The organism is Mycolicibacterium smegmatis (genome assembly GCF_001457595.1).
In the GTDB taxonomy this organism is placed as follows: domain Bacteria; phylum Actinomycetota; class Actinomycetes; order Mycobacteriales; family Mycobacteriaceae; genus Mycobacterium; species Mycobacterium smegmatis.
Map to the genome: position 1 here is coordinate 117,623 of NZ_LN831039.1, position 24,172 is coordinate 141,794.

Here is a 24,172-nt window from a genome sequence, read left to right on the forward strand (position 1 = left end):
CAAGGCTATGACCGGGAATCGCGCTCGCGCTGAACCGCCTGCATCTCGTGAAACCGCTCAACCGCACGATCATCGGCAAGCTCGACGCGAAGCTCTGGGTGCAGCCAGTAGAAACGCACGAACTCGTACAGTGTCCGCCCCTCTCGGGTGTACATGGCGGAGTTGTCGATCGAGTGCTGCTCGCCGTCGTCGGTCGTGATGACCAGAGGGTAGATGGCCTGTGGTCGGTCGGGGGCGGTGTCGCTGACGTCGGTGACTTCGTCCCAGTGTCGTTTCGCCGTTTTCCGGAAGGCTTCGGCGCGTTCGAATCCCTCGGGCCCCAAACGCAGATAGCCGATGCCGCCGAACTTCACGATCAGTACGAAGAACACCGTGAAGACCCCGGCCAGTCCACCGCAGATCATCGGGACCCAGGCGAAGACGCCGCCCTCGGAACCCAGAGACTGCGTCGGAAGGTCCAATCGGCCCAATGCACTCAACACCGCAGCGAGGCCGAGAAGGGGCGCACCGCCGAGTGTCGCGACAAGCATCATCCGGTCCAGGCGCCGGTCCGGGCGAATGGTGATTTCGCCGTTGGGGCACGTCACCCTCGGCTGCAGGGTGGGCATGATGAACTGGGCGACGGCGGGGATCGTCCACCAGGCGGCAATGCCGACGCACAGCAGTGCGGTCACGTAACTACCGCGCAGAAAAGTGATGACCGCCCACGTCAGAAGTGCCGCCTCGATGATGCCGAGGCAGGTCAGCAGGATTCGCCGTTGCGCTTTCGTGGCCGTCTCCCGTCAGTTCCGTTCGCGGGTGTACCGCGCGGTGTACGCAGCCTCGGCCTCGGCGGCCTCTTCGGGTGTGGGAAGTCCGAGGGTTTCCTTGAGCATGCTGCGGACACCAGGGCTGTCGCCGACCTGCTGGACGGTGGAATACAGCAAAAATACGTACTGCCCCGCGCCGGCTTTCTTGGTCGCGATCTGCGCGAGATCCGCAATCTCGCGTGCCAGTTGACTTTCGGTCATGTTCACCACTGACGGCGCAAGGTCGATGCGCTGTAACCACCCGCTGAGATACGCGGTAACCGTGATGGTGCCCGGTGGGTTGGTGGCCGAGAAGAGCGGCCCTGGATCGGGTTCGTCGACTTCTGAGATCGGAGCCGACGCAACAGCGTCCAGCGCATCCAGACTGGAGTCGGCATCGCCTGCGGTCGGCAAGTACTCACCGAAGACACCTAGCTCTGAAGCGTCGGGAGCACTGTCGAACGCCGCTGAATCATCGCCCCAATCATCGTCGGACGACGAAAAGGGCGTGTTGTGGTCTGCCATCAACGGCTCAGACGTCCTCGGCGGTGATGTCGGCAACCAGCGCGTCGAGTCTCTCGCGGTCTGCCTCGATCGAGGCAGTGGCTGCCGCAGTCGCCTTCTGCAGGGCTTCGTTGAGCCGGTGCTCGACGGTCTCGGCGCCCAGCCGCAGAAGCCCGTCTTCGATGTACACCGATGTCAGATGATGGTGGCCGTTGAGCGTCACCTCGACGGTGTCGGTTTCGTCAGCAGCGGTAAAGGTTTCGGTGTTCATCTTGTGAAGCTGGTCATCCATGACCGACTGCAGTCGCTGCGCCTGGCGGAGTACGGCCGCCACCTGCGGATGGATGTCGTCGTCGCTCATGTTTGTCCCCCTATTGCTCCAGAGCCATCTGGTAGCGGCTTTCCTCCCGCGGGTTGATCAGCTGGATGGGCAGCTGGCGGTGCCGCGGTGTGTCGATGAAGTTGGGTCGCAGGATGACTCGGCCGACGCCCTGATGCGGGCCCAGATATGTCGTCGCGTTCGGCCAGCCGATGCGCGGTGTGCGGCCGACGCGGCCGTTGATCATGGTGGCGAACTCGCGGAACTGCGGGCCCAGGGTCACCACCGCGCCTGCCGCTGCGGAGCGGATCACGAACTGCGTGAACAGCCGCGCGTCGCCGAGGTTGATGCTCACGTCGACGTTGTCGAACGGCATGTACACCGGATAACGGTCGGCGGTCTCGCCGACCAGCACACCGGCCGAGCCGATCGGCAGGTCGTAGTGCCTGTCGGAAACCGGCACGATGCCCTGCAGCGCGGCACGCTGACCGCCGAAAAGGCACGAAAAACCGCGCGGCGTGGTCGGATTCGCCAGCGTCGTCAGCAGGATCGCACTCGAGGGAGCCGCACCGGGACGCACACGCACCCGGGTGATCGTGTGATCGGCACGGGCAGACCACCACATGTCCGGGCCGCCGGGCGCGGTGTAGGCCGCGGTGAACGTGCTGCGGCCCTTGATCGACGACCACGTCTCGCGCTCGTAACTGATCTCGGTGGCCTTGTCGTAATCGTCGAAGCTGCGGCAGCAGCGTGCGTCGACCCCGTTGGAGGCCAACTGATCGGCGATGCGGGTGGCCGACGAGACCAGGTAGCGCGCCAGGCCGGACACCCCGGAGTCACGGCGATGCGCCGAGCGCTGCGTCTTCTCGGGATCGGCGCGCAGCACGATCCACGTGCGCCGGTTGGCCGGCGCCGGATAGGGTCCCACCACCTGCTCGTAGAGCGCGATCAGGCTGGCCGGCGCGGTCTTGCCGACGCGGTAGCCGGCCGAGACCACATCGGCCTCGAGGTCGGGGCAGTGCGCCTCGAGCAGTCGCTCGACCAATTTGGTGCTCACCACGTCGTCGGTCATCGCGCTGCCGTTGACGATCACGGTCGGCGTGAAAGGCCTTGGCACCAGTTCGATCACGGCGATGAGATAGTCACCCTGCCAGCGCACCGCGACGTGGTCGCCGGGCATCACGGTGGCACCGACGGCGGGTTCCGATGCGACGTCGGGCGTGCTGCGGTGGCGTCGTCGCCACGAGAAGATCGCGCGCACCCACCCGGTGATCCGCAGGCCGCGGATGGTGAGCACCGAGAACAACGCGATGAGTGCGCCGAGGGTGATGCCCAGCCACAGCAGATCGAAGTGCATGCAGACCGCGATGCACGCCGGGATCAACGTGGCAGCCCAGATGCCGTGCCCGGTGGTGAACCGGAAACCGAACTGCCGCAAGAAGTTCATTGCTTCCGCCTCAGGGCGCGCCGTGCCAGCGCGCCGACACCGAGAGCGAAGGCCAGGGTGGCCCCGGCGATCACGACGGCTGTGATCGGTCCGCGGTCCGGCGGCGGGATGTACACCGGCGGCGGAACTTCCTTGACCCGGAACGGAGCCTTCTCGGGCCCGTCGGGGATCTCCCAGGTGAGCGCGGCGACGGGGTCGATCACCCCGGCGCCGACGTAGTTGTCCACGCCGCCACCGGGATGGCGCGCCGTCGCGGTGATGCGGTTGATGACCTGCGCGGGGGTGAGGTCCGGGAAGCGCTGCTTGATGAGCGCGGCAAGACCGGACACATACGCGGCCGAGAACGACGTGCCGTTCAGCGGCACCGGCCCGTCCTCGCCGGGAGTGGCATTGACGGGCTGGCCGTCGTAACCGAGTGAGGTGAGGTTCTCGCCGGGTGCGGCGGCCCCCACCCACGGGCCCGACATGGAGAAGTTGCTGGGCTGGCCGTTCTGGCCGATGCTGCCGACCGTGAGGACCAGCGGGTCGTACCAGGCCGGGCTCACGATGGTCTGCACTTCGCGCCAGCCGCGCGGATCGGACGGCACCGACGGGTCCGGCGGCGGGTTCTGCGAGCAGTCCTGGCCCGTGTTGCCCGCGGCGACCACGATGACGGCGCCCTTGACGTTCACGGCGTAGTTGATCGCGGCGCCGAGCGACGTCTCGTCGATGCGGCGGGTCACCTTGTAGCAGGCGGCCTCACTGATGTTGATCACCTGTGCACCGAGGTTCGCGGCGTGCACGACGGAGCGGGCGAGGCTGCGGATCGAGCCTGCGGTCTGGGTGGTGTTCGGATCGTTGGGATCCTGACGGGCGCCCTTCGGTTGGAACGCGACCGAGGTCTGCCGCAAAGAAAGAAGTCGCACATCGGGCGCCATACCGACGAACCCGTCGGTGGGGGAGGGGCGACCGCCGATGATTGCCGCGGTCATGGTGCCGTGCGCGTCGCAGTCCGACATTCCGTTGCCTGCCGCGTCGACGAAGTCGCCGCCGGGTTCGGCCGGGACCCGGGGGGACCCGTTCACGCCGGTGTCGATCACCGCGACGGTCACGCCGGCGCCGGTGGCAAATTTCTGCGCCTCCTGGATGCGGAGGTAGTCGTTTGCCCACGGGCGGTCGGCGAAGTTCGAGTTGGGCATCACCGTCGGCGTCGCGCAGATCTTGCGCTGCTCGGTGGGCTGGTCGGGGCCGGTTTCGTCAGGTGGTACGGCTCCGGCGTCGATGATCGGGGGATCGATCGCCCACGCCGGGGGCGCACTGAACAAAGCCAGCAAAACTGCCAGCACCATGACGGCTACGCGCTGCACGCCTCACACTCCCCCAACAAGAATTGATCCGACCGCCGCGGGCCGGAGCCCCCCAGCAAACAGATCGGTGTCTGCGCAGACAAGCATCTTCTCATGCCGAGCCGGCGGGCACTTCGCACGTTGGAAGTCTATGGGCATCACGATCACGCCGATGACGCTTTTTTACCTGCCCGGAAATCCCGGCCGCAGGCGATCAGAAATTGACGCAAATGTAGAACCCGGCAAAGACTTACGCGTCGAGATCCTGTTCGACCAGTTCGGCAACCTTGGCGAGCACATCGGCATCGTCGGACGACACGGTGACCTGGGCGCCCTTCTCCGCGCCGAGCGTCATGATCATCAGCGCCGAACCGGCGTCGACGGGTTCGCCGCCGTCCATGGAAAGGGACACGGGTACACCGGCGTTCACCACGGCCTCGGCGATGATGGCCGCGGGGCGCGCGTGCAGGCCGACGGCCGACCCGACGGTGACGGTCTTGCTGGGCATGGCTTCTCCTCTTATGTGGTGGCCAGCGCCGGTGCCTCCGGCGTGGTGACGGGACGTTTGGTGAACTGTTTGGCGGTGATGACGGTCAGCGCGCTGACGACGCTGCCGATCGCCACCGCGATGACGAACCACAGCAGGTTGCCGATCGCGAAGAACACGAAGATGCCGCCGTGGGGCGCACGCAGCGTGACGGCCGCGGCCATGACGGTCGCCCCGGTCACGGCCCCGCCCAGCATCATCGACGGGATCACACGCAGCGGGTCGGCCGCCGCGAACGGGATGGCGCCCTCGGTGATGAACGATGCGCCCAGCAGCCAGGCCGCGCGTCCGTTCTCCCGCTCGGGCTCACTGAACAACCGGGGCCGGATCACGGTGGCCAGCGCCATGGCCAGCGGTGGCACCATGCCCGCGGCCATCACCGCTGCCATGATCTGCAGGTTGGCCTGGGTGGGATTGACCAGGCTCGCGGTGGCGAATGCGTAGGCCGCCTTGTTGACCGGGCCGCCCAGGTCGAAGCACATCATCAGGCCGAGGATGACGCCCAGCGCAATCGCCGAACCGCCGGACAGACCACCGAGCCAGTTGGTCAGGCCCGAGGTCAGCGCAGCGAGTGGCCGTCCCAGGAGCAGGAACATCAGCAGTCCGACGACCATCGAGGCGAACAGCGGGATCACGACGACGGGCATGAGCCCACGTGCCCACTGCGGCACCCCGATCCGGCTGATCCACAGGGCGGCGAACCCGGCGATCAGACCGCCGACGATGCCCCCGATGAATCCGCCGCCGACGAACACCGCGACCGCGCCGGCGGTGAAACCCGGTGCGATACCGGGCCGGTCGGCGATCGCGAACGCGATGTAGCCGGCCAGCGCGGGCACCAGGAAGGAAAAGGCCAGCCCGCCGAGCGTGAACAGCACCGCCCCGAGGTACTGCGCCACTCCGCCGCTGGGAAGGTTGGTCAGCGAGTTGTGCGTGGCGATGATGTTGCCCAGCGACTGCGTCTCGCCGTCGGGGGTGTTCCCGATCTCGTAGCCCGCCAACAGGAATCCGAGTGCGATCAGCAGACCGCCCGCGGCGACGAACGGGATCATGTAGCTCACGCCGGTGAGCAGGATCTGCCGGATGCGGGTGCCCCATCCGACGTCACCCGCGGGCGCGGAAGCGGACTCGGCGGCCTGCCCGGCGACCCGAGGCGCGCCGGGATCACTTGCGGCGCTGATGGCTTCGGCCACCATCTTGTCGGGCTCGTTGATCGCGCGTTTGACGCCCGAGGCGATGACGGGTTTACCCGCGAAACGCTGCCGGTCCTTGACGCCGACATCAGTGGCGAAGATGACCGCATCGGCCGCGGCGATGGTCTCTGCCGACAGCGGCGTGCTGCCCGCCGAGCCCTGGGTTTCGACGGTGCACGCCACGCCGGCCTTCTCGGCGGCCGCCTTGAGCGCGTCGGCGGCCATGTAGGTGTGCGCGATCCCGGTGGGACACGAGGTGACGGCGACTATCGACACGCTCTTGTCGGCAGCAGGCTTCGGCTCGGCAGCAGGCTTCGGCGCGGACGCAGGCGGTGCGGCGGCGGGCTTGACCGCCGAGTTCACCAGTTCCACGACCTCCTGGGTGCTGGACGCCGAGCGCAGGGATTCGACGAAATCCTTGCGCACCAACGCCCGGGCCAGGCTGGAGAGCAGCTTCATGTGCTCGGACCCACCGGATTCCGGCGCGGCGATCAGGAACGCGAGATCGGCCGGGCCGTCAGGGGCGCCGAAGTCGACCTTCGGGTCGAGCCGGGCGAATCCGATGGTCGCGGTGTCGACGTACGGGGAGCGGCAGTGCGGTATCGCGATGCCGCCGGGCAACCCGGTCGCCGACTGTGCCTCGCGGGCCATCGCCGCACCCACCAGGCCCGCGGTGTCACTTGCGCGGCCCGCACCGCCGAGGGCGCCGGCCAGCCGGGCGATGACCGCCTCCTTGTCGCTGCCGGCATCGACATCGAGCAGGACCAGATCGTCGGTGATGATCGGTTGGGTCATTGCAGCACTTCCCGGTTGGTGGTGATGAGGTCAGTGACGCGGACGGCGTCGAGATCGAGTTGTGCGGGCACGGGCAGCGCCGATCCCGGGAGAGCCGCGGCCGCGCCGCCGTAGGCGACCGCCATGCGCAGCCGCTGGGACGGTTCGGCGCCGCCGACCTCGGCCCGCAGGTAACCGGCGAGCGACGCGTCCCCGGCGCCGACGGTACTGCGCGCGGTGATGGGCGGTGGCGCGGCGAACCAGGCGCCCGTGCCGTCGACCAGCACCGCACCGGCGGCGCCCAGTGTCGCGAGCACCGCGCCGACGCCCCGCTCGACGAGCTTGACCGCGGCCGCGACGACGAGGGACAGATCGCCCTCGGCGACCGTGGTCTCCAGGTCGGCTTCGGCGACACCGGAGATGCTCGCGAGTTCCTCGACGTTGGGCTTCATCAGCTCGGGAGACGCCGTGCTGAGTTTCGAGGCCAGCGCGGCCAGCGGAGCGTCTGAGGTGTCGACGGCCACGCGGCACGGCAGGGGTGCCAGCTTCGCGACGACGTCGGCGTACCACTGCGGCGGCACTCCCGGCGGCAGCGAACCCGACAGCACGACCCACGCCGCATGTTGCGCCTCGTCCACGACGCACCGCGTGATCGCATCGAGCGCCGCGGCGTCGAGGGTGGCCCCACGCTCGTTGAGTTTGGTTGTGGTGCCGTCGTTTTCGGTGATCGCGATGTTGGTGCGCACCGGTTCGGCGATCGGGACCGCCGTGAACGGCACGTCGGCACACCGCAGCGCGGTCAGCAGCGGATCGTCGGTGGCAGCGGGCAGCAGTGCCAGCGCGTCCACACCGGCCGATGTGAGCGCCTTGGCCACGTTGATGCCTTTACCGCCGGCCTCGACGGTCACCGAGTCGACGCGTTGCACGGCGCCGCGGGTGAGCGGGGCCGTGAGCGTGACCGTACGGTCGAGGCTCGGGTTGAGGGTGACGGTGACGATCATGCGATCACCACCTCGACGCCCTGCTCGGTGAGCCCGTCGCGGTCGGCCGGGTCGATCTCGTCGTCGGTGATGAGCGTGTCGACGCAGTCGATGGGCGCGAAGCGGATGAGGTCCTCCTGGCCCATCTTCGACGAATCAGCGACGACGACAACGTAATTGGCGGCGCTCACCATGGCCCGCTTGACCGCGGCCTCGTCGGTGTCCGGGGTGGACAGGCCGTGCCGCAGGCTGATGGCGTTGGTGCCGATGAAGGCGATGTCGACGCGCAGCGCGTCGAGCACTCGCAACGCCTGCTCGCCGACCGCGGCCTGCGTGAGTCCGCGGACGCGTCCGCCCAGCAGTTGCAGCGTGACGTTGGGCATCGCGGCCACGCGTGACGCGATGGGCACCGAGTTGGTGACGATCGTGAGCTCGCGGTCGGTCGGCAGGTGGGCCGCCACGCGGGCCGTCGTCGTCCCGGCGTCCAGCAGCACGCTCGATCCCGTCGGAGGAAAGAACTCGGCGGCGGCCGCGGCGATGGCATCCTTTTGTTCGGCGCGGGTGCTGTCGCGTTCACCCACGCCGGCCTCCACGAGATGCAGCGTCCGCACCGGCACGGCCCCGCCGTGTACCCGCCGCACCACGCCTGCCCGGTCGAGGACCGCGAGATCGCGGCGCACGGTCTCGGTGGTGACGTCGTAGGCCTGGGCCAGCTCCGCGACGGAGGCGCGGCCCCGGCTCAGCACCAGGGCGGCGATCGCCTGTTGGCGCTCTTCGGCGTACATGGGCCTCCGTTTGTGTGGCTTCAAGGCCGCTTGGATGTTGATATGTGTTGTTTTACGCCTGTCTGTGTTGCTGTGTCAACGATTTCTTGTAATCTCTCTCACATGAGCGCCTCGTCCGTTCCCGTCTTACACGGAGTTCCTGTGGTTCCGGGGGTGCGGTACGCCCCGGTCATCCGGCCCGGGCGGCTGCCCGTGATCGACCTGCCGGACACCGAGGTCGCAGAGCCGGACCGCGCCGCCGAGGCCGGCCGCTTCCGGGCGGCGGCCACCGCCGTCACCGAGCGGCTGCGCGCCCGCGCGGACCGTGCCACGGGCGCCGCGGCCGAGGTGCTCGGGGCGACGGCGACGCTCGCGCAGGACCGCGCCTGGCTGGGTGCGGCAGACAAACGTATCGCCGCGGGCGCCCCCGCGGTACGTGCGGTCTCCGAAGCCGTGGATCAGTTCATCGACATGTTCACGAAGATGGGCGGCCTGATGGCCGAGCGCGTGACCGATCTGCGTGACATCCGCGACCGCGTCGTCGCCGAGCTGTCCGGATACCCCGAGCCCGGGGTCCCGCTCCCGGAGCTCCCTTCGATCCTGTGCGCGACGGATCTCGCGCCCGCCGACACCGCGGGCCTGGACCCCGAACTGGTCGTCGGGCTCGCCACCACGCTCGGCGGGCCCACCAGTCACACCGCGATCATCGCGCGCCAACTGGGCATACCGTGCGTGGTCGCGGTGTCGGGCCTCGACGACATCGAAGCCGGACGTATGGTCCTGCTCGACGGCACCGCGGGCACCGTCACCGCCGATCCTGACCCGTCGGAGGCCGCGACCGCGGTCGACGCCGCACGGCGGTCCGCGGCGACCGCACGCAACTGGCACGGGCCCGGTGCCACCGGCGACGGGCACGCGGTCGCGATCATGGCCAATGTGGCCGACGGCGCGGCCGCCCGGGCCGCGCGTGAGACCCCGGCCGAGGGCATCGGCCTGTTCCGTACCGAACTGTGCTTTCTCAACCGCGACACCGAGCCGACCGTCGCGGAGCAGGCCGCGATCTACGGCGAGGTGCTCGACGCGTTCTCCGGCGCGAAAGTGGTGATCCGCACGCTCGACGCGGGTTCGGACAAACCGCTGAAATTCGCGGGTCACCCGCCCGCGGAGGCCAACCCGGCACTCGGGGTGCGCGGCATCCGCATCGCCGAGGCCAACCCGGGACTGCTCGAGCACCAACTCGACGCCATCGCCGAGGCAGCCGAGAACACCGGAACCGCCCCGTGGGTCATGGCGCCCATGATCGCCACCCCGGACGAGGCGAAAAGGTTTGCCGCACAGGTCCGTTCACGCGGACTGACACCCGGCGTGATGGTCGAGGTACCCGCGGCCGCGTTGCTCGCCGAGCGGATCCTCGACCACGTCGACTTCCTGTCGATCGGCACCAACGATCTGGCGCAGTACACGATGGCCGCCGACCGGATGTCGGCCGAACTCGCGGCCCTGACCGATCCGTGGCAGCCCGCCGTCCTGGCTCTCGTGGGTACCGCCGCGCGGGCAGGCGCGGCCGCCGACAAGCCCGTGGGGGTGTGCGGTGAGGCCGCGGCCGACCCGCTGCTCGCGTGCGTTCTGGTGGGCCTCGGGGTGACCTCGCTGTCGGCGGCAGCGGCCGCGATTCCGTCGGTGGGCGCCAAGTTGGCGACGGTCACCGTGCAGCAGTGCCGTGAGGCCGCGCGGGCCGTGCTCGCGACCGCCGGTCCGGCCGAGGCGCGGGCCGCTGCGCTGGGCATTCTCACCTGACGGAATAATCGGACCACGGTCCGGTTATATGGGTATCATCTCAGGTACCCCAGGGAGGTATTGATGCCGGCCATCACCGCAGACGCGTTGACTCTGCCCCGCATCGCGGCCCCGTCCGCGGCGGACACCGAACGCCCGGTCCGCTCCATCACCACCGGACCACGTGGTTACGAGGGCGAGGGATTCCCGGTTGTGCGCGCCTTCGCGGGTGTGAGCGCAGCCGACCTCGACCCGTTCGTCCACATGGACCAGATGGGTGAGGTCGAATACGAACCCGGCGAACCGCGGGGCACCGACTGGCACCCGCACCGCGGGTTCGAGACCGTCACCTACATGATCGACGGCCGCTTCGCCCACCAGGATTCCCACGGTGGCGGCGGGCTGATCACCGACGGCGCGACCCAGTGGATGACGGCGGGCTCGGGAATCCTGCACATCGAGACCCCGCCCGCCGAACTCGTCGAGAGCGGCGGGGTGTTCCACGGCATCCAGCTGTGGGTGAACCTGCCACGCAAGGACAAGTTCGCCAGCCCCCGCTACCAGGCGATCGAGGGTGGCCAGGTCAAGCTCCTGTCGAGCTCCGACGGCGGTGCGCTGGTGCGCATCATCGCCGGTGAGATCGGAGGCGAGCAGGGTCCGGGCAGCACCTACACGCCGATCACCATGGCACACAGCACCATCGAGCCCGGCGCGCAGTTGAACCTGCCGTGGAACCGTGACTTCAACGCGCTGGTGTACGTGCTGTCCGGCCGCGGCAGCGTCGGCCCGGTCGGACATCCGATCCGCCAGGGCCAGCTCGCGGTGTTCGGCCCGGGTGACCGGATCACGATCACCGCGGACGCCTCGCAGGACTCGAACCGGCCCGCGTTGGAGGTTCTGTTGCTGGGGGGCAAGCCGATTCGTGAACCGGTCTTCCACTACGGCCCGTTCGTGATGAACTCGAAGTCGGAGTTGATCCAGGCCCTCGAGGACTACCAGGCAGGCAGGTTCGGGCAGATCCCGGCGAACGCGCTCATGCCGCACCGGCCGCTGGACTGACCGTCACGGCGCGGCGATCGATCGCGAACGGTCGCGGCGTCAGTGCACCGACTCGACGGGCTGCGGGTACAGCAACTCCAGCTCGCCGATGTGCGCCGCGACCGTGACCAGGGGTAGCGCGGCCGACACCGCGAGGTCGCCACCCGTGGCCTCCGCGCGCAGCGCCAGCACGAAGGTCTCGCCGATCGGCACGAACACCGACGTCGTGTCCTCACCGGTCAACCGCGCGCAGATGATCCGCGCGTGCGCCTCGATCGTTTTGCGGGTCTCCTGGTAGGCCTCCAGCGGCGGGGGTACGACGTCGGCGATCAGTTCGGCGGCCGCGCGCACGCGGATCGCCCTCGTGGCCGACCGCACGATCGGGGCGCGTTGATCAGACGGGCCGCCGCTTTCCGAAAGATAGTGGCGGACAGTGTCATCCAGGGTGCGGGAGGCCTCCAGGGCAGAATGGCTCAGCGCGATCACCCGGTCGGTGGCCTCCTCGGAGGCCCCGCGGGTGACACGCAGAACAGCGGCCTCCAGCAGCTCCGCGCCTGCGGCGCGGGCCGCGTCGATCGCCTTGGTCACCGAGGCCCTGGCACCACGCGGCCACAGCAGGATCGACACCACGATGCCGACGAGCGCGCCGACCACCACGTCCTCGATGCGGATCAACCCGACCTGCCAGCCGGTGGGGGCGATGAGGTTGAAGTTGATCAGCACCATCATGGTGAACGCGGCCTGGCCGGCGATGAACGACGCGACCTCGGGTACGTAGGCCGATCCGAAGGCCACGATCGGCAGCAGGATCCACAGCACGACCGGTTGCACGCCGACGAGTTCGATGAGCACCGCGCCGATGACGAAACCGAGGGCGGTGCCCGCGACGGCGCGCACCACGCGCGTCCCCGTCGTGAGTGCGCTGCTGCGCAACACCGACATCGCGCCGAGCACCACCCAGAATCCGTGCTCGACCGGGAACACGTGGGTGACGGCGACCGCGAGCGCCAGGCCCAGACCCGTCCGCAGGCTGTTGCGCAGCACCACCGCGCGCGTCGACAGGAAGCCCTTGGCGATCTCGGCCACTGCGGTGGTCTCGGGCATGATCCAGTCGGCCGAACCGGTCTCGGGGAGCCGGCGGCCCAGCACGCGCGCCCACACCGGGCGTGCGTCGGCCAGGGCCGCGTTGCGGATCACCCGCCCGGTCACGGCGACGGTGGCCGCGATGGTGCGGCGCACCAGCAGTGCCTTGCCCACTTCGACGGCGTCGGCGTCGTCGGGGGTGCCCAGGATCGCGGCGATGTCCTCGCGGTACGTGCCCTGCGATACGGTGCGCAGTTCTTCCAGTGCGGCACGCAGGTCGGCGCTGCGCTCGGCACGTCTCGCCGGATCATGGATCCGCAGCAGCGCGGCGCTGTCGCGCAGCACGCGCACCACGGGATCGCGCATCTCCCCAAGGATCTCGCCCGTCGAATCGGTGACCCGGTCCGATATCCATCCGAGGTCGTCGACGACGCGCACGAGTGCGCGACTGCCCGCGGTCAACGCCACCGGACGGTAATCGGCGCCGAGGAAACTCTCGTACAACTCGTTCATGGCGCGGTTGACGTCGCGCGCCGAGGCGCTTCCCTCCAGCCGGTAGGCAAGCACGCGGCACACCCGGGCGGCGGTGCGGCGTAATTCGTCGTGGTGACGTGGCGGGAAGAGGAACAGCGCGGCGGGCACGCAGACCACCAGGGCGATCACCCAGCCCAACAGCCGATCGGCGATCGGACCCACCGGGGTACACAGCGGAAGCACGAACAGCAGCAGGGTCGCCCGCTGCCCGGCCGCGACGACCTCGGACAGCACGCCCGAGAACGACACCACCACGCCGATGACGAACATCGACACCACGCTCAACCAGACGTGCGGGGCGATGAGGGTGCCCAGCACGATCAGCACGGCGCCGTTGAACGCCAGGCCCGCGAACGCCAGGGCGCGCGCCGGGCGGTTACCCGGGAAATCGGCCGTGATCAGCAGTGACACCGCGCCGAAGATGCTGAACAGCGGGGTCTGCGAGCCGCCGCCCACGGCGAAGCCGATCGCCGCGGCGATCGGGAGCACCACACCGGCGCGTGCCGCGCGGCGCAGCGCGTCGTACTCGGGATCGCGCTCACGGAGCCGCTCTGCTGCCCGTCGCCAGAGCTTGGCCGGGGTCAGCAGCATGAAGTTCAGTTAAGCGTATTTCCGTGGGTCGGATCGGATGACGGGGCGAACCGGCCTGTCGACAGCGCGTCGCGCAGCTGGAACGCGATCCAGCCGAGGGCGTCGCCGTCGCGGGGCAGGGTGCTCTGCTCGTACCCCACGATCACGTACACACCCCACGCCGCGAAATACCCGGCGTTGCGGTCGTCGCCGATGATCTCGCGGGCCGCCTCGAACAGGATGTCGTAGCGCAGTTGGTCCACCACGGACTGGACGGTGTACACGTCGGGGTCCAGTGAACTCCACACCCGGATCGCGGCCTCGGCGCCGTGCGGCAGGGCCAGTGCTTCCCGGATGAGTGTTTCGACGCGTCGGTGCGGATCGGGATCGGCGCGCACGGCCTCGACCACGCGCAGGGTGCGGGCCTCCCGCCAGTGCTCGATGAGCTCCCTGGTGTATGCCGACCAGTTGGGGAAGTAGTGGTAGAACGATCCGGTTGTGACGCCCAGTCGGTTGCATACTTCGGCCAATTTGAGACCGCCGTAGCCCAGATCGGACAACACGTCCATACCGGTGTCGAAGTACGACTCCCGCGAAACGACGCTTGCCATCGATGTCACCCTAGTTCGTTCGTCAACCCGGCAGGAACTCAATTTGCTGGGAAAATGCTGGTCTACGCAGGGCATTGATCTTCTGTATTGGGCATCCGGTGACGTGTGGCACAATTTGACCGTGGCGCATATCGCTAGTCGAGGACCAGGGAGACCGCCGGCAGCTAAGGCGGCGGAGACGCGTGAACGCATATTGAGTGCAGCTCGTGAGGTGTTCAGCGAACTCGGCTACGATGCTGCGACCTTCCAGGCGATCGCCATCCGGGCCGATCTGACCAGGCCCGCCATCAACCACTATTTCGGTAGTAAGCGGGTGTTGTACCGCGAGGTTGTCGAACAGACCAACGCGACCGTGATTGCGGCAGGTGTGGCGCGTGCGCGTGAGGCCACTTCATTGCTGGGACGCTTGTCCGCATTCTTTGCTGCGGCCATGGACGCGGAATCGGCCGACCGCTCATCCGCGGCATTTTTGGTGACGTCTGTTCTGGAATCGCAACGACATCCGGATCTCGTGTCAGAAGAGCAGGACGCACTGCTGAATTCGCGCAAATTCGTCGCTTGGGCAGTCAATGACGCCATCGAACGCGGTGAGTTGACGACGGATACCGATATCCCGGCCATCGTGGAGATGCTCGTGGCGGTGATGTGGGGAATGGGCTTCTACGCGGGCTATGTGGGCCGCTCGGAGGAGCTCGCAGCAATCGTCGACAAGTTCGAAATGCTGATGGCGAACAAGCTCTGGCAACTTCGCGACTGACGCGTGAGGTTCCCCACAGCCGGTCCGGCCGTGTGAGAAATTTAGCTAGACTGTCTAGCTGATGACCGATGTGCGCGAGACCCCGTCCGTCCGTTCCGCCCGCGATAGCTGGGGCATCACCGAGAGCGTGGGTGCCACCGCTCTGGGCGTGGCCGCCGCGCGCGCTGCCGAGACCGCCCAGGCCGACCCGTTGATCCGCGACGAGTTCGCGTTCCTGCTGGTTTCCGCGGCCGGTCCGACGTGGGCCCAGATGGCCGTCAGCGATCCGCACTGGCTCGGTGCAGACGCCGACGCGCGGCGCATCCACGAGATCTCCCGCAACTATCAGGCCGTGCGTACCCACTACTTCGACGAGTACTTCAGCGACGTCGCGCACGCAGGTATCCGGCAGGTCGTCATCCTCGCCGCGGGTCTCGACTCGCGCGCCTTCCGGCTCGACTGGCCCGCGGGCACCACGGTCTTCGAGATCGACCAGCCCAAGGTTCTCGAGTACAAGACCGCGACCCTCGATGCCCACGGCGCCGTCGCCAAGGCGCGCTACGTCCCGGTGCCCGCCGATCTGCGCGACGATTGGCCGGCCGCCCTGGTCGAGGCCGGATTCGATCCCGCGCAGCCCACGGCCTGGCTGGCCGAGGGGCTCCTGCCGTATCTGCCCGCCGACGCCCAGGACCGGCTGTTCGAACTGGTCGGTGTGAACAGCGCGCCGGGCAGCCGTATCGCCGTCGAGGCGTTCAACATGAGCCCCGAGCGCTACACGGAGGAACGCCGCGCGCAGCGGCGGGCCCGAGGTGAGCAGATGCGCAAGCAACTCGACCTGGACATCGACGTCGACGCGTTGATGTACACCGCCGACGACCGCGCCGATGCGGCGCAGTGGCTGTCCGAGCACGGCTGGCAGGTCGAGACGGTGCCGAGCGCAGACGAGATGGCCCGTCTCGGCCGTCCGGCGGCCGAGGCCGACCTCGCAGAATTCGGCATGGATGGCGTGCTGATGCGCGCCCGACTGGACGGAGAGCGCCTATGAGTTCGTTGCGTACCGACGACGACACCTGGGACATCGCCACGAGTGTCGGATCCACCGCGGTCATGGTCGCCGCGGCGCGCGCCGGTGAGACCGAGCGCGACGACGCCCTGATCAGGGATCCCTACGCCAAGATCCTGGTGGCCGGGGCCGGCACCGGGGTGTGGGAGACACTGCTCGACAGCGAGTTCGCGGCCAAGATCGAGAATCTCGACCCCGAGGCGGCGGCGATCTTCGCCCACATGGGCAACTACCAGGCCGTGCGTACGCACTTCTTCGACGCGTACTACCGCGAGGCCGCCGACGCAGGCATCCGCCAGATCGTCATCCTGGCCTCGGGCCTGGACTCACGTGCCTACCGGCTGGACTGGCCCGCAGGCACCACGGTGTACGAGATCGACCAGCCCAAGGTGCTCGAGTACAAGTCCGCGACGCTGCGCGAGCACGGCGTCGAGCCCGTGGCGCAGCGACGTGAGGTTCCCGTCGATCTGCGCTTCGACTGGCCCGCCGCGCTGCACGACGCCGGGTTCGACGCGAGCCTGCCGACCGCGTGGCTGGCCGAAGGCCTGCTGATGTACCTGCCCGCCGAGGCGCAGGACCGGCTGTTCGAGTTGGTCACCGAGTTGTCGGCGCCCGGCAGCCGTATCGCCGTCGAGACCGCGGGCGTGGCCGCCACCGACCGCCGCGAGGCCATGCGGGAGCGGTTCAAGAAGTTCGCCGACCAGCTGAACCTCAGCTCTGCGCTCGACATCCAGGAGCTCGTCTACGACGACCCGGACCGCGCGGACGTCGCAGAATGGCTCGATGCGCATGGCTGGCGGGCCCAGGGCGTTCATGCGCTCGACGAGATGCGCAGGCTCGACCGGCTCGTCGAACTGCCCGACGACCCCGACCGCGCCGCGTTCTCGACGTTCGTCACCGCTCAGAGGCTCTAGACACCGAGTTCGACACCTTGAGCACCGTCACGTTCGGGCCCAGGGTGTTGACCCAGGGCTGATCGCCGGGGTCCGCCGATGCCGGGTTCGGCAGGCCGACCACTGCGGCGACAAGTCCGCCGGCGACCGCCATACCGGTGGCGACTCCGAGCTTCCTCATCTCAGCGTTCCTTTTCTTGAACCATTCCATTTCTTGACTGGTTCAACTTAACGAAGGCTACCCTCATTCCGGAAATCGCGCCGATCAGCGTGTGATCCACGACTCCTGGGCGATTGCCGACCCGGATGACCGGCGTTCGCCGCGTCGCCGTATACAGAAGGGGACGTCAGACCCCCTTCAAGAGAGGAACACCCATGCCAGGAGTGCAGGACCGCGTCGTCGTCGTCACCGGAGCCGGTGGAGGCCTGGGCCGTGAATACGCACTGACCCTCGCGCGCGGAGGCGCGAGCGTGGTCGTCAACGACCTGGGTGGCGCTCGTGACGGCACCGGATCCGGTTCGGCCATGGCCGATCAGGTGGTCGCCGAGATCAAGGAGGCCGGCGGGCGTGCGGTCGCCAACTACGACAGCGTCGCCGAGTCCGAGGGCGCCGAGAACATCATCAAGACCGCGATCGACGAGTTCGACAAGATCGACGGCGTCGTGAGCAACGCGGGCATCCTGCGCGACGGCACGTTCCACAAGATGACCTACGACAACTGGGACGCCGTACTCAAGGTGCACCTCTACGGCGGCTACAACGTCATCCGCGCCGCATGGCCCCACTTCCGCGAGCAGAGCTTCGGCCGCGTCGTCGTCGCGACGTCCACCAGCGGCCTGTTCGGCAACTTCGGTCAGGCCAACTACGGTGCCGCCAAGCTGGGTCTGGTGGGTCTGATCAACACGCTGGCCCAGGAGGGCGCCAAGTACAACATCAAGACCAACGCCATCGCCCCCATCGCGGCGACCCGCATGACACAGGACATCCTGCCGCCCGAGGTCTTCGAGAAGCTCACGCCCGAGTACGTCGCCCCGGTGGTCGCCTACCTGATGACCGAGGAACTCGAAGACACCGACTCGGTGTTCATCGTCGGCGGCGGCAAGATCCAACGCACCGCGCTGTTCCAGAACGAGGGCGTCACGTTCTCCGACGGCGTGCCGACGGTCGACGACATCGCCGCCAAGTGGAACGAGATCACCGACCTCTCGGCCGCCCAGCTGGCCAGCTTCAAGCTGGGATAGCAGTTGAAAGCGCTTGTAGCACGAGCTCTCACCGGTACATCCGGGCTGGCGTACGCCGACGTCGACGAACCCGTGTCAGGTGATGCGGTCATCATCGACGTCGGCGCCGCCGGCGTCTGCTTCCCCGACCTGCTGCTGTTGCGCGGCGAGTACCAGATGAGGCTGGACCCGCCGTTCATCCCCGGCATGGAGGTGGCCGGAACCGTGCGGTCGGCGCCCGAGAGCTCGGGTTTCGCCCCGGGCCAACGGGTTTCGGCCTTCACGATGATCGGCGGGTACGCCGAGCAGGTGGCCGCGTTGCCCGACAACGTGATTCCCACACCCGAGGACCTCGACGACGCGTCGGCGGCCGCGCTGCTGGGCAACTACTACACCATGCAGTTCGCACTCGCGCGTCGCGGCGCACTGGTGCCGGGCGAGACCGTGCTGGTGCTGGGCTCGGCGGGCGGCATCGGCACCGCGTCGATCCAATTGGCCAAGGCGCACGGCGCCAGGGTGATCGCGATGGTGCACCGCGCGGGTGCCGAGGACTTCGTGTCGGGGCTGGGCGCCGACGTGGTGCTGCCGCTCACCGACGGGTGGCGCGATGCGGTGCTCGCCGCGACCGACGGCCGCGGCGTGGACCTCGTCGTCGACCCGATCGGCGGGCCGGCGTTCGACGACGCCGTGCGCGTGCTCGCCCCCGAGGGGCGGCTGCTGGTGATCGGGTTCGCCGCGGGCGCGGGCATCCCCACCGTCAAGGTCAACCGGCTGCTGCTGCGCAACGTCAGCGTCGTCGGCGTCGGCTGGGGCGAGTTCGTGCGCCGCAACCCCGGCGCGCAGGCCGCCGTCGGTGCCGAGCTCGGCAAACTGGTGGCCGAGGGGCTGCGGCCACCCCCACCGGTGCGCTACCGGTTGGCCGACGGCGCGGCCGCGTTCGACGCCATGGCCGCGGGCGAGGTTCGCGGGAAGCTGGTGCTGGAGCCTTAGCCGGTGCGTAGCGTGGAGCCGTGGACACGGCGCTGCGCAGGGCCATGGATCTGCTCATCGATCCACCGGCCGAACCAGATTTCAGCAAGGGCTATCTCGACCTTCTCGGGCGCGGTGACAGCACCCCGCCCAAGAACACGGGACTGATCCAGAAAGCCTGGGCATCCCCGCTGGGGTCCAAGCTCTACGACCGTGCCCAGTTGCTCAACCGCAGGCTCGTCGCCTCGACGCGACCGCCCGTCGAGTGGCTGCGCATCCCGCCGGGCGGCACGGTCCTGGACATCGGGTGCGGGCCGGGCAACATCACGGCCCAGCTCGCGCGCGCCGCGGGCCTGGACGGGCTGGCGCTCGGCGTCGACATCTCCGAGCCCATGCTGGCCCGCGCGGCGGCGGCCGAGGCGGGCCGCCAGGTCGGCTTCGTGCGCGCCGACGCGCAGCAACTGCCGTTCCGCGACGAGGTGTTCGACGCGGCGACCTCGCTGGCGGTGTTCCAGCTGATCCCCGATCCCGTTGCGGCCGTGTCGGAGATCGTGCGCGTGCTCAGGCCCGGCGGACGCGTCGCGATCATGGTGCCCACGGCCGGAGCGGTGAAACCGGTGACGTTCCTCGCGCGTGGCGGGGCCCGCATATTCGGCGACGACGAGCTGGGCGACATCTTCGAGAACGTGGGTCTGGTCGGGGTGCGGGTCAAGACCCACGGCTTCATCCAGTGGGTGCGCGGGACCAAACTGTGAGCGCCATCCAGTGAGCACTGTCGGAATCGTCCTGGTCGCGCTCGCGATCGCCGTCGGCCTCATCGGCATCGTCGTGCCCATCCTGCCCGGCGGTCTGCTGGTGTTCGGCGCGATCGCGGTGTGGGCCATCGTCGAGCGCACCGCGGCGGCGTGGGTGGTGCTGGGCGTCGCGGCAGCGGTGTTCGTCGCCGCCGAGGTCGTCAAGTACCTGTGGCCGGTGCGGCGCATGCGGGCCGCCGAGGTCGGCACGTGGAGCCTGGTGGCCGGTGGTGTCCTCGGCGTGATCGGGTTCTTCGTCATTCCCGTCATCGGGCTCGTCATCGGCTTCGTGGCCGGCGTCTATCTCGCGGAACTCGCTGCGCGCCATGAGCACCGGCGCGCCTGGGTCTCCACCGTCCATGCGCTCAAAGGTGTCGCGCTGTCGGTGGGCGTCGAGCTCACGGGCGCGTTGTTGGCTACCATCGCGTGGGTGGTCGGGGTGGTGGTCACGAATTGAACGACAACGCGGCATGGACGCTCTCGGCGTCCGACGGTGAACTGCTGCTGCACACCGGTGTCACCGGGACAGCAGCACGTGTGGGACATCGGCTGACGATCGCGATGCGGTCGTGGGAGGCGACGGTGTTCTGGGAGGGCGACGGCGCGGGCGCCGAGCCCGTCAAGGCCGAGCTCACCATCGACATCGACTCGCTCGAGGTCGTGGGCAGCGAGGGCGGCATGACGCCGCTGTCGGGTGCGGAGAAGACGCTGATACGCAACAACGCGCTCAAGCTGCTGCGTGCACGGCGCTTCCCACAGGCCCGGTTCGTCAGCTCCGACATCGAGCGCGACGGCGACATCGTGCGCATGCACGGCGCCTTCGAGCTGTTCGGAAAGGTCCGCGACCACGTGCTGGAGGTCCGTATCGACGACGGCGTGATCTCAGGGCAGTCCGTGGTGCGGCACAGTGACTACGGCATCAAGCAGTACTCGATGCTGATCGGCGCCATGAAGGTGGCCGACGACGTGCGGGTCACGTTCACCGCAACGCATCGCGCAGCGCGGTGAGCTCCTCGGGAGAGATCCCGGCCGCCGTCATGAATCCCGACAGCGAACCGTAGGCCTCCTCGAGCCGCTTCCACGCCGCGGCGAGATACTCCTCGCGCACGCCGAGCACCTCGTCGGTCAATCGCGCCTCGGCGAAAGTGATGATCTCGGGCTCGTCGCCCGAGCGCGCCCGCACCGAGTCCATGATGCGGTTGCGCAACGGCGTGATCGCCTCGTTGCTGCGCAGGAAGTCGGCGAAGATGTCGTCGCGGTCCACCCCGGCCGCGTCGAGCACCGTCGCGACCGTGAACCCCGTGCGGTCCTTGCCCGCGAAGCAGTGCGCGATCACCGGCCTGCCCGCGGCCAGCAGCGAGACCACCTGCCGCACCGCGTTGTGCGCGCCGGGCAGCGTCGGGAACTCCTCGTACACCTCGGTCATGTAGCGCCGGGCCGACTCGGTGACGTCCTCGCCGTCGGGGGACTCGGACATCACCCGCTGAAACGTGCTCTCGTGCGGCGCATCCTGGCCCGACGTGTCGTCCGGGTGGAACGGCAGCAGGTGCACCGCGACGCCGTCGGGCACCTGGCCCGGGCCGCGGCGCTGCACCTCCTGGTGCGACCGCAGATCGGCGACGTCGGTGATGCCCAGCCGTTTGAACACGGCTCGGCCGTCGTCGGAGAGCTTGCTCAGCTCACTGGAGCGGTACAGCACGCCGGGCCGGATTCCGGTCTCCTGCGCGACATCCCGGAAGTTCCAGGCGCCGCCCAGCTCGAGCGACGTGCCATCGGGCCCGGTCATTTCGTGACCGCGAGGGCCAGGGGCGATTTCTCGCGGCCGAGCTCGGAACGGGCGATGGTGCGCATGTGGACCTCGTCGGGCCCGTCGAACAGGCGCATCGCCCGGTGCCACGCGTACAGCCGCGCAAGCGGGAAGTCGTCGCTGACACCGGCCGCACCGTGCACCTGGATCGCCCGGTCGAGCACGTTGCACGCCACCTGCGGGGCCACCGACTTGATCTGGGACACCAGCACGTGCGCGGCCTTGTTGCCCTGAAGGTCGATGGTCCACGCGGCCTTCTCGCACAGCAGCCGGGCCTGGTCGATCTCGTTGCGCGACTTGGCGATCGCCTCACGCACCACACCCTGCTCGGCCAGCGGCTTGCCGAACGCCACCCGCTTCTGCACCCGGTCGACCATCAACGTCAGCGCACGCTCGGCCGCACCGATGGCGCGCATGCAGTGGTGGATGCGGCCCGGGCCCAGCCGGGCCTGGGCGATCGCGAACCCGCTGCCCTCGACGTCGAGCAGGTTCTCCGCGGGCACCCGCACGTCGTTGAACACGATCTCGCAGTGGCCGTGCTGGTCCTGCCAGCCGAACACCGGCAGCGAGCGCTGGATGTCCACCCCGGGGGTGTCCACGGGCACCAGGATCATCGACTGCTGCTGGTGTGCCGCGGCATCAGGGTTGGTGCGGCCCATGACGATCAGGATCTTGCAGCGCGGATCGGCGGCCCCGGTGATCCACCACTTGCGGCCGTTGATGACGTAGTGGTCGCCGTCGCGCAGCATCGTGGTCTCGATGTTGCGGGCGTCGCTGGAGGCCACGGCAGGCTCGGTCATTGCGAACGCGCTGCGGATCTCGCCGGCCAGCAGCGGTTCCAGCCACTGCTTGCGCTGGGCCTCGTTGGCGAACAGGTGCAGCGTCTCCATGTTCCCCGTGTCGGGGGCCTGGCAGTTGAGCGCCTCGGGCGCGATCTCCATGCTCCAGCCGGTGATCTCGGCCAGCGGCGCGTACTCCAGGTTGGTCAGCCCCGACTCCGCGGGCAGGAACAGGTTCCACAGTCCCCGGTCTTTCGCCTTGACCTTGAGTTCTTCGACGACGGGCGGAACCGTGTGGTCCTTGGGGCCCTTTTCCTCGCGGTAGGCGTGGTACTCCGCCTCGGCGGGGAACACGAATTCGACCATGAAGTCGGTGAGCCGCTTGTGGTAATCAGCCGCCTTGGCGGACATCGCGAAGTCCATGCCCGCCACGATATGACACGCGTCAGGTCAGCCCTACCGGGCCAGGGCAAATGCGATCAGACCGGCCAGCGCGGCCAGACCCATCACGGTGCCCGCGACGGCGGACCAGCCCGCGGCGTCGAACGCCAGACCGCCGAGCCAACCGACGGCGCTGGAGCCGCCGTAGTAGAAGAGGTTGTACAGCGCCGAGGCCTGTGCCTTGCTGTCGCCGGCCTCGGCGCCGACCCAGCCCGACGCGATGGCGTGCGCACCGAAGAACCCCGCGGTCGCGATGACCAGGCCCACGAGCACCACGACGGCGTTGGTGCTCATCGTGACGGCGACACCGGCGATCATCGTCGCGATGGAGACCAGCAGGACCGGTTTGCGGCCGAACCGTGTGGCCTCGGCTCCCGCGCGCGCCGAGGCCCACGTGCCCGCCAGGTACGCCAGGAACACCAGGCTCACGACGGTCTGCGGCAGGTTGAACGGCGCGGCCGACAGGCGGAATCCCAGGAAGTTGTAGACCGCGACGAATCCGCCCATCAGCAGGAAGCCCTGGGCGAACAGGGCCAGTTGCCGCGGCGAGCGCAGGTTGGTCAGAAGCCGCCTGCCGAGATCCCGGTGGGTGCGGGCCGGGGTGAACCCCTGCGCGGCCGGGGCGAGCTTGACGAACGCCAGCGCCGCCATGCCGCACAGCAGCGCGACCGTCAGCACCCCGACGCGCCACCCGGCGAACTCGGCGACCGGGCCCGTCACGAGCCTGCCTGCCAGCCCGCCGATCGTGGTGCCCGCGACGTAGGTGCCCGCGGCGCGCGCCGCGTGTCCGGCGTTGATCTCCTCGGTCAGGTAGGCCACGGCCACGGCAGGGACGCCCGCCAGCGCGAGGCCTTCGACGAACCGCCCGCACAACAGCAGCGCGTAGGTGGGGGCGAACGGGACGAGCAGGCCCAGCACCGTCGCGACGACGACCGAAACGGTGATCACCTGGACGCGGCCGACACGGTCGGCGAGCGCGGCCCAGGGGAGCACGCCGAACGCGAGGCCGATGGTGGCGGCGGAGATCGCCAGCGCCGCGTGGGCGGCCCCGGTGCCGAGGTCACTCGCGATCAGCGGCAGGACCGCCTGCGGAGAGTACAGCTGCGCGAACGTCGCCACCCCGGCGCAGAACAGCGCGGCGAGCAGGCGGCGGTAATCGCTCGAGCCGCGGGTGTGTCCTTGCCAGACGGCGGGTTCGGGTTGGGCAGTCACCACG

The 24,172-nt window shown here is 68.9% G+C and carries 25 protein-coding genes; 10 read left to right on the forward strand and 15 right to left on the reverse strand.

Going from position 1 to position 24,172, the window contains the following annotated elements; genetic code table 11:
- Window positions 1-5: 5 nt before the first annotated feature.
- The 9 genes from AT701_RS00450 to AT701_RS00490 form a co-directional block, all read right to left on the reverse strand.
- A complete protein-coding gene (locus AT701_RS00450; RefSeq protein WP_223495221.1) occupies window positions 6-674 on the reverse strand; it encodes a hypothetical protein in 669 nt (222 codons plus the stop codon).
- 108 nt (window positions 675-782) lie between these two features.
- The gene (locus AT701_RS00455) at window positions 783-1,313 is read right to left on the reverse strand and encodes a hypothetical protein (RefSeq protein WP_058124905.1); all 531 of its coding nucleotides are present in this window, start codon (window positions 1,311-1,313) and stop codon (window positions 783-785) included.
- A gap of 7 nt (window positions 1,314-1,320) precedes the next feature.
- Window positions 1,321-1,653 carry a YbaB/EbfC family nucleoid-associated protein gene (locus AT701_RS00460; RefSeq protein WP_003891413.1) on the reverse strand — a complete coding sequence of 111 codons (333 nt, stop codon included), beginning with the start codon at window positions 1,651-1,653 and terminating at the stop codon, window positions 1,321-1,323.
- Between the two features lie 10 nt (window positions 1,654-1,663).
- Complete coding sequence (gene eccE / locus AT701_RS00465) at window positions 1,664-3,058, reverse strand: type VII secretion protein EccE (RefSeq protein ID WP_058124906.1); 1,395 nt, start codon at window positions 3,056-3,058, stop codon at window positions 1,664-1,666.
- Entirely contained in the window at window positions 3,055-4,404 is a 1,350-nt protein-coding gene (gene mycP1, locus AT701_RS00470) for a type VII secretion system ESX-1 serine protease mycosin MycP1 (protein WP_058124907.1), read from the reverse strand. The genes eccE and mycP1 overlap by 4 nt, the downstream gene beginning before the upstream one ends.
- Before the next feature lie 229 nt (window positions 4,405-4,633).
- Window positions 4,634-4,891, reverse strand: a complete 258-nt coding sequence (locus AT701_RS00475) for an HPr family phosphocarrier protein (RefSeq protein ID WP_011726655.1) — start codon at window positions 4,889-4,891, stop codon at window positions 4,634-4,636.
- 11 nt (window positions 4,892-4,902) lie between these two features.
- Complete coding sequence (locus AT701_RS00480) at window positions 4,903-6,918, reverse strand: PTS fructose transporter subunit IIABC (protein WP_058124908.1); 2,016 nt, start codon at window positions 6,916-6,918, stop codon at window positions 4,903-4,905.
- Entirely contained in the window at window positions 6,915-7,898 is a 984-nt protein-coding gene (locus tag AT701_RS00485) for a 1-phosphofructokinase family hexose kinase (protein WP_058124909.1), read from the reverse strand. Before AT701_RS00485 ends, AT701_RS00480 begins: the two co-directional genes overlap by 4 nt.
- The gene (locus tag AT701_RS00490) at window positions 7,895-8,662 is read right to left on the reverse strand and encodes a DeoR/GlpR family DNA-binding transcription regulator (protein ID WP_058124910.1); all 768 of its coding nucleotides are present in this window, start codon (window positions 8,660-8,662) and stop codon (window positions 7,895-7,897) included. The genes AT701_RS00485 and AT701_RS00490 overlap by 4 nt, the downstream gene beginning before the upstream one ends.
- A gap of 102 nt (window positions 8,663-8,764) precedes the next feature.
- Here AT701_RS00490 and AT701_RS00495 point away from each other — a divergent pair, with 102 nt between their 5' ends.
- Window positions 8,765-10,438 carry a phosphoenolpyruvate--protein phosphotransferase gene (locus AT701_RS00495; RefSeq protein ID WP_413232147.1) on the forward strand — a complete coding sequence of 558 codons (1,674 nt, stop codon included), beginning with the start codon at window positions 8,765-8,767 and terminating at the stop codon, window positions 10,436-10,438.
- A 63-nt stretch (window positions 10,439-10,501) separates the two neighbouring features.
- On the forward strand, window positions 10,502-11,476 hold the full coding sequence (locus AT701_RS00500) for a pirin family protein (RefSeq protein WP_058124912.1): 975 nt from the start codon (window positions 10,502-10,504) through the stop codon (window positions 11,474-11,476).
- A 39-nt stretch (window positions 11,477-11,515) separates the two neighbouring features.
- On the opposite strand, the gene AT701_RS00505 is transcribed toward AT701_RS00500, so the two are convergent.
- Together AT701_RS00505 and AT701_RS00510 are read right to left on the reverse strand one after the other, a co-directional pair.
- Window positions 11,516-13,663: an FUSC family protein gene (locus tag AT701_RS00505; RefSeq protein WP_058124913.1), complete on the reverse strand. Its 2,148-nt coding sequence runs from the start codon at window positions 13,661-13,663 to the stop codon at window positions 11,516-11,518.
- A 5-nt stretch (window positions 13,664-13,668) separates the two neighbouring features.
- Window positions 13,669-14,253 (reverse strand): TetR/AcrR family transcriptional regulator, encoded by a 585-nt coding sequence (locus AT701_RS00510; RefSeq protein WP_003891423.1) that lies wholly within the window; start codon window positions 14,251-14,253, stop codon window positions 13,669-13,671.
- Between the two features lie 121 nt (window positions 14,254-14,374).
- Between AT701_RS00510 and AT701_RS00515 the strand changes: the two genes are divergently transcribed.
- The 3 genes from AT701_RS00515 (at window position 14,375) to AT701_RS00525 (ending at window position 16,966) form a co-directional block, all read left to right on the forward strand.
- Window positions 14,375-15,010, forward strand: coding sequence for a TetR/AcrR family transcriptional regulator (locus AT701_RS00515; protein ID WP_011726661.1), 636 nt, complete (start codon window positions 14,375-14,377; stop codon window positions 15,008-15,010).
- Window positions 15,011-15,071: 61 nt separating this feature from the next.
- Complete coding sequence (locus AT701_RS00520; protein WP_058124914.1) at window positions 15,072-16,034, forward strand: SAM-dependent methyltransferase; 963 nt, start codon at window positions 15,072-15,074, stop codon at window positions 16,032-16,034.
- Complete coding sequence (locus tag AT701_RS00525) at window positions 16,031-16,966, forward strand: class I SAM-dependent methyltransferase (protein ID WP_058124915.1); 936 nt, start codon at window positions 16,031-16,033, stop codon at window positions 16,964-16,966. The genes AT701_RS00520 and AT701_RS00525 overlap by 4 nt, the downstream gene beginning before the upstream one ends.
- Here the strand turns inward: AT701_RS00525 and AT701_RS00530 are convergent.
- Window positions 16,947-17,126, reverse strand: a complete 180-nt coding sequence (locus AT701_RS00530) for a hypothetical protein (protein ID WP_058127479.1) — start codon at window positions 17,124-17,126, stop codon at window positions 16,947-16,949. The genes AT701_RS00525 and AT701_RS00530 overlap by 20 nt on opposite strands.
- 194 nt (window positions 17,127-17,320) lie before the next feature.
- On the opposite strand from AT701_RS00530, the gene AT701_RS00535 reads away from it, so the two are divergent.
- From AT701_RS00535 to AT701_RS00555, 5 genes are read left to right on the forward strand one after another with little or no spacing between them, the layout of a single operon-like run.
- Entirely contained in the window at window positions 17,321-18,187 is an 867-nt protein-coding gene (locus AT701_RS00535; protein ID WP_058124916.1) for an SDR family NAD(P)-dependent oxidoreductase, read from the forward strand.
- A gap of 3 nt (window positions 18,188-18,190) precedes the next feature.
- Window positions 18,191-19,156 carry an NADPH:quinone oxidoreductase family protein gene (locus AT701_RS00540; RefSeq protein ID WP_058124917.1) on the forward strand — a complete coding sequence of 322 codons (966 nt, stop codon included), beginning with the start codon at window positions 18,191-18,193 and terminating at the stop codon, window positions 19,154-19,156.
- A 44-nt stretch (window positions 19,157-19,200) separates the two neighbouring features.
- On the forward strand, window positions 19,201-19,890 hold the full coding sequence (locus tag AT701_RS00545) for a methyltransferase domain-containing protein (protein ID WP_174519634.1): 690 nt from the start codon (window positions 19,201-19,203) through the stop codon (window positions 19,888-19,890).
- A gap of 10 nt (window positions 19,891-19,900) precedes the next feature.
- A complete protein-coding gene (locus AT701_RS00550; protein WP_058124919.1) occupies window positions 19,901-20,386 on the forward strand; it encodes a DUF456 domain-containing protein in 486 nt (161 codons plus the stop codon).
- Complete coding sequence (locus AT701_RS00555; RefSeq protein ID WP_058124920.1) at window positions 20,383-20,937, forward strand: YceI family protein; 555 nt, start codon at window positions 20,383-20,385, stop codon at window positions 20,935-20,937. The genes AT701_RS00550 and AT701_RS00555 overlap by 4 nt, the downstream gene beginning before the upstream one ends.
- Here the strand turns inward: AT701_RS00555 and AT701_RS00560 are convergent.
- From AT701_RS00560 to AT701_RS00570, 3 genes are read right to left on the reverse strand one after another with little or no spacing between them, the layout of a single operon-like run.
- Window positions 20,909-21,715: a tyrosine-protein phosphatase gene (locus AT701_RS00560; protein ID WP_011726668.1), complete on the reverse strand. Its 807-nt coding sequence runs from the start codon at window positions 21,713-21,715 to the stop codon at window positions 20,909-20,911. The two genes, AT701_RS00555 and AT701_RS00560, sit on opposite strands and share 29 nt — an antisense overlap.
- On the reverse strand, window positions 21,712-22,938 hold the full coding sequence (locus tag AT701_RS00565; protein ID WP_003891434.1) for an acyl-CoA dehydrogenase family protein: 1,227 nt from the start codon (window positions 22,936-22,938) through the stop codon (window positions 21,712-21,714). Before AT701_RS00565 ends, AT701_RS00560 begins: the two co-directional genes overlap by 4 nt.
- 33 nt (window positions 22,939-22,971) lie before the next feature.
- Window positions 22,972-24,171 carry an MFS transporter gene (locus AT701_RS00570; protein WP_003891435.1) on the reverse strand — a complete coding sequence of 400 codons (1,200 nt, stop codon included), beginning with the start codon at window positions 24,169-24,171 and terminating at the stop codon, window positions 22,972-22,974.
- Window position 24,172: the final 1 nt, after the last annotated feature.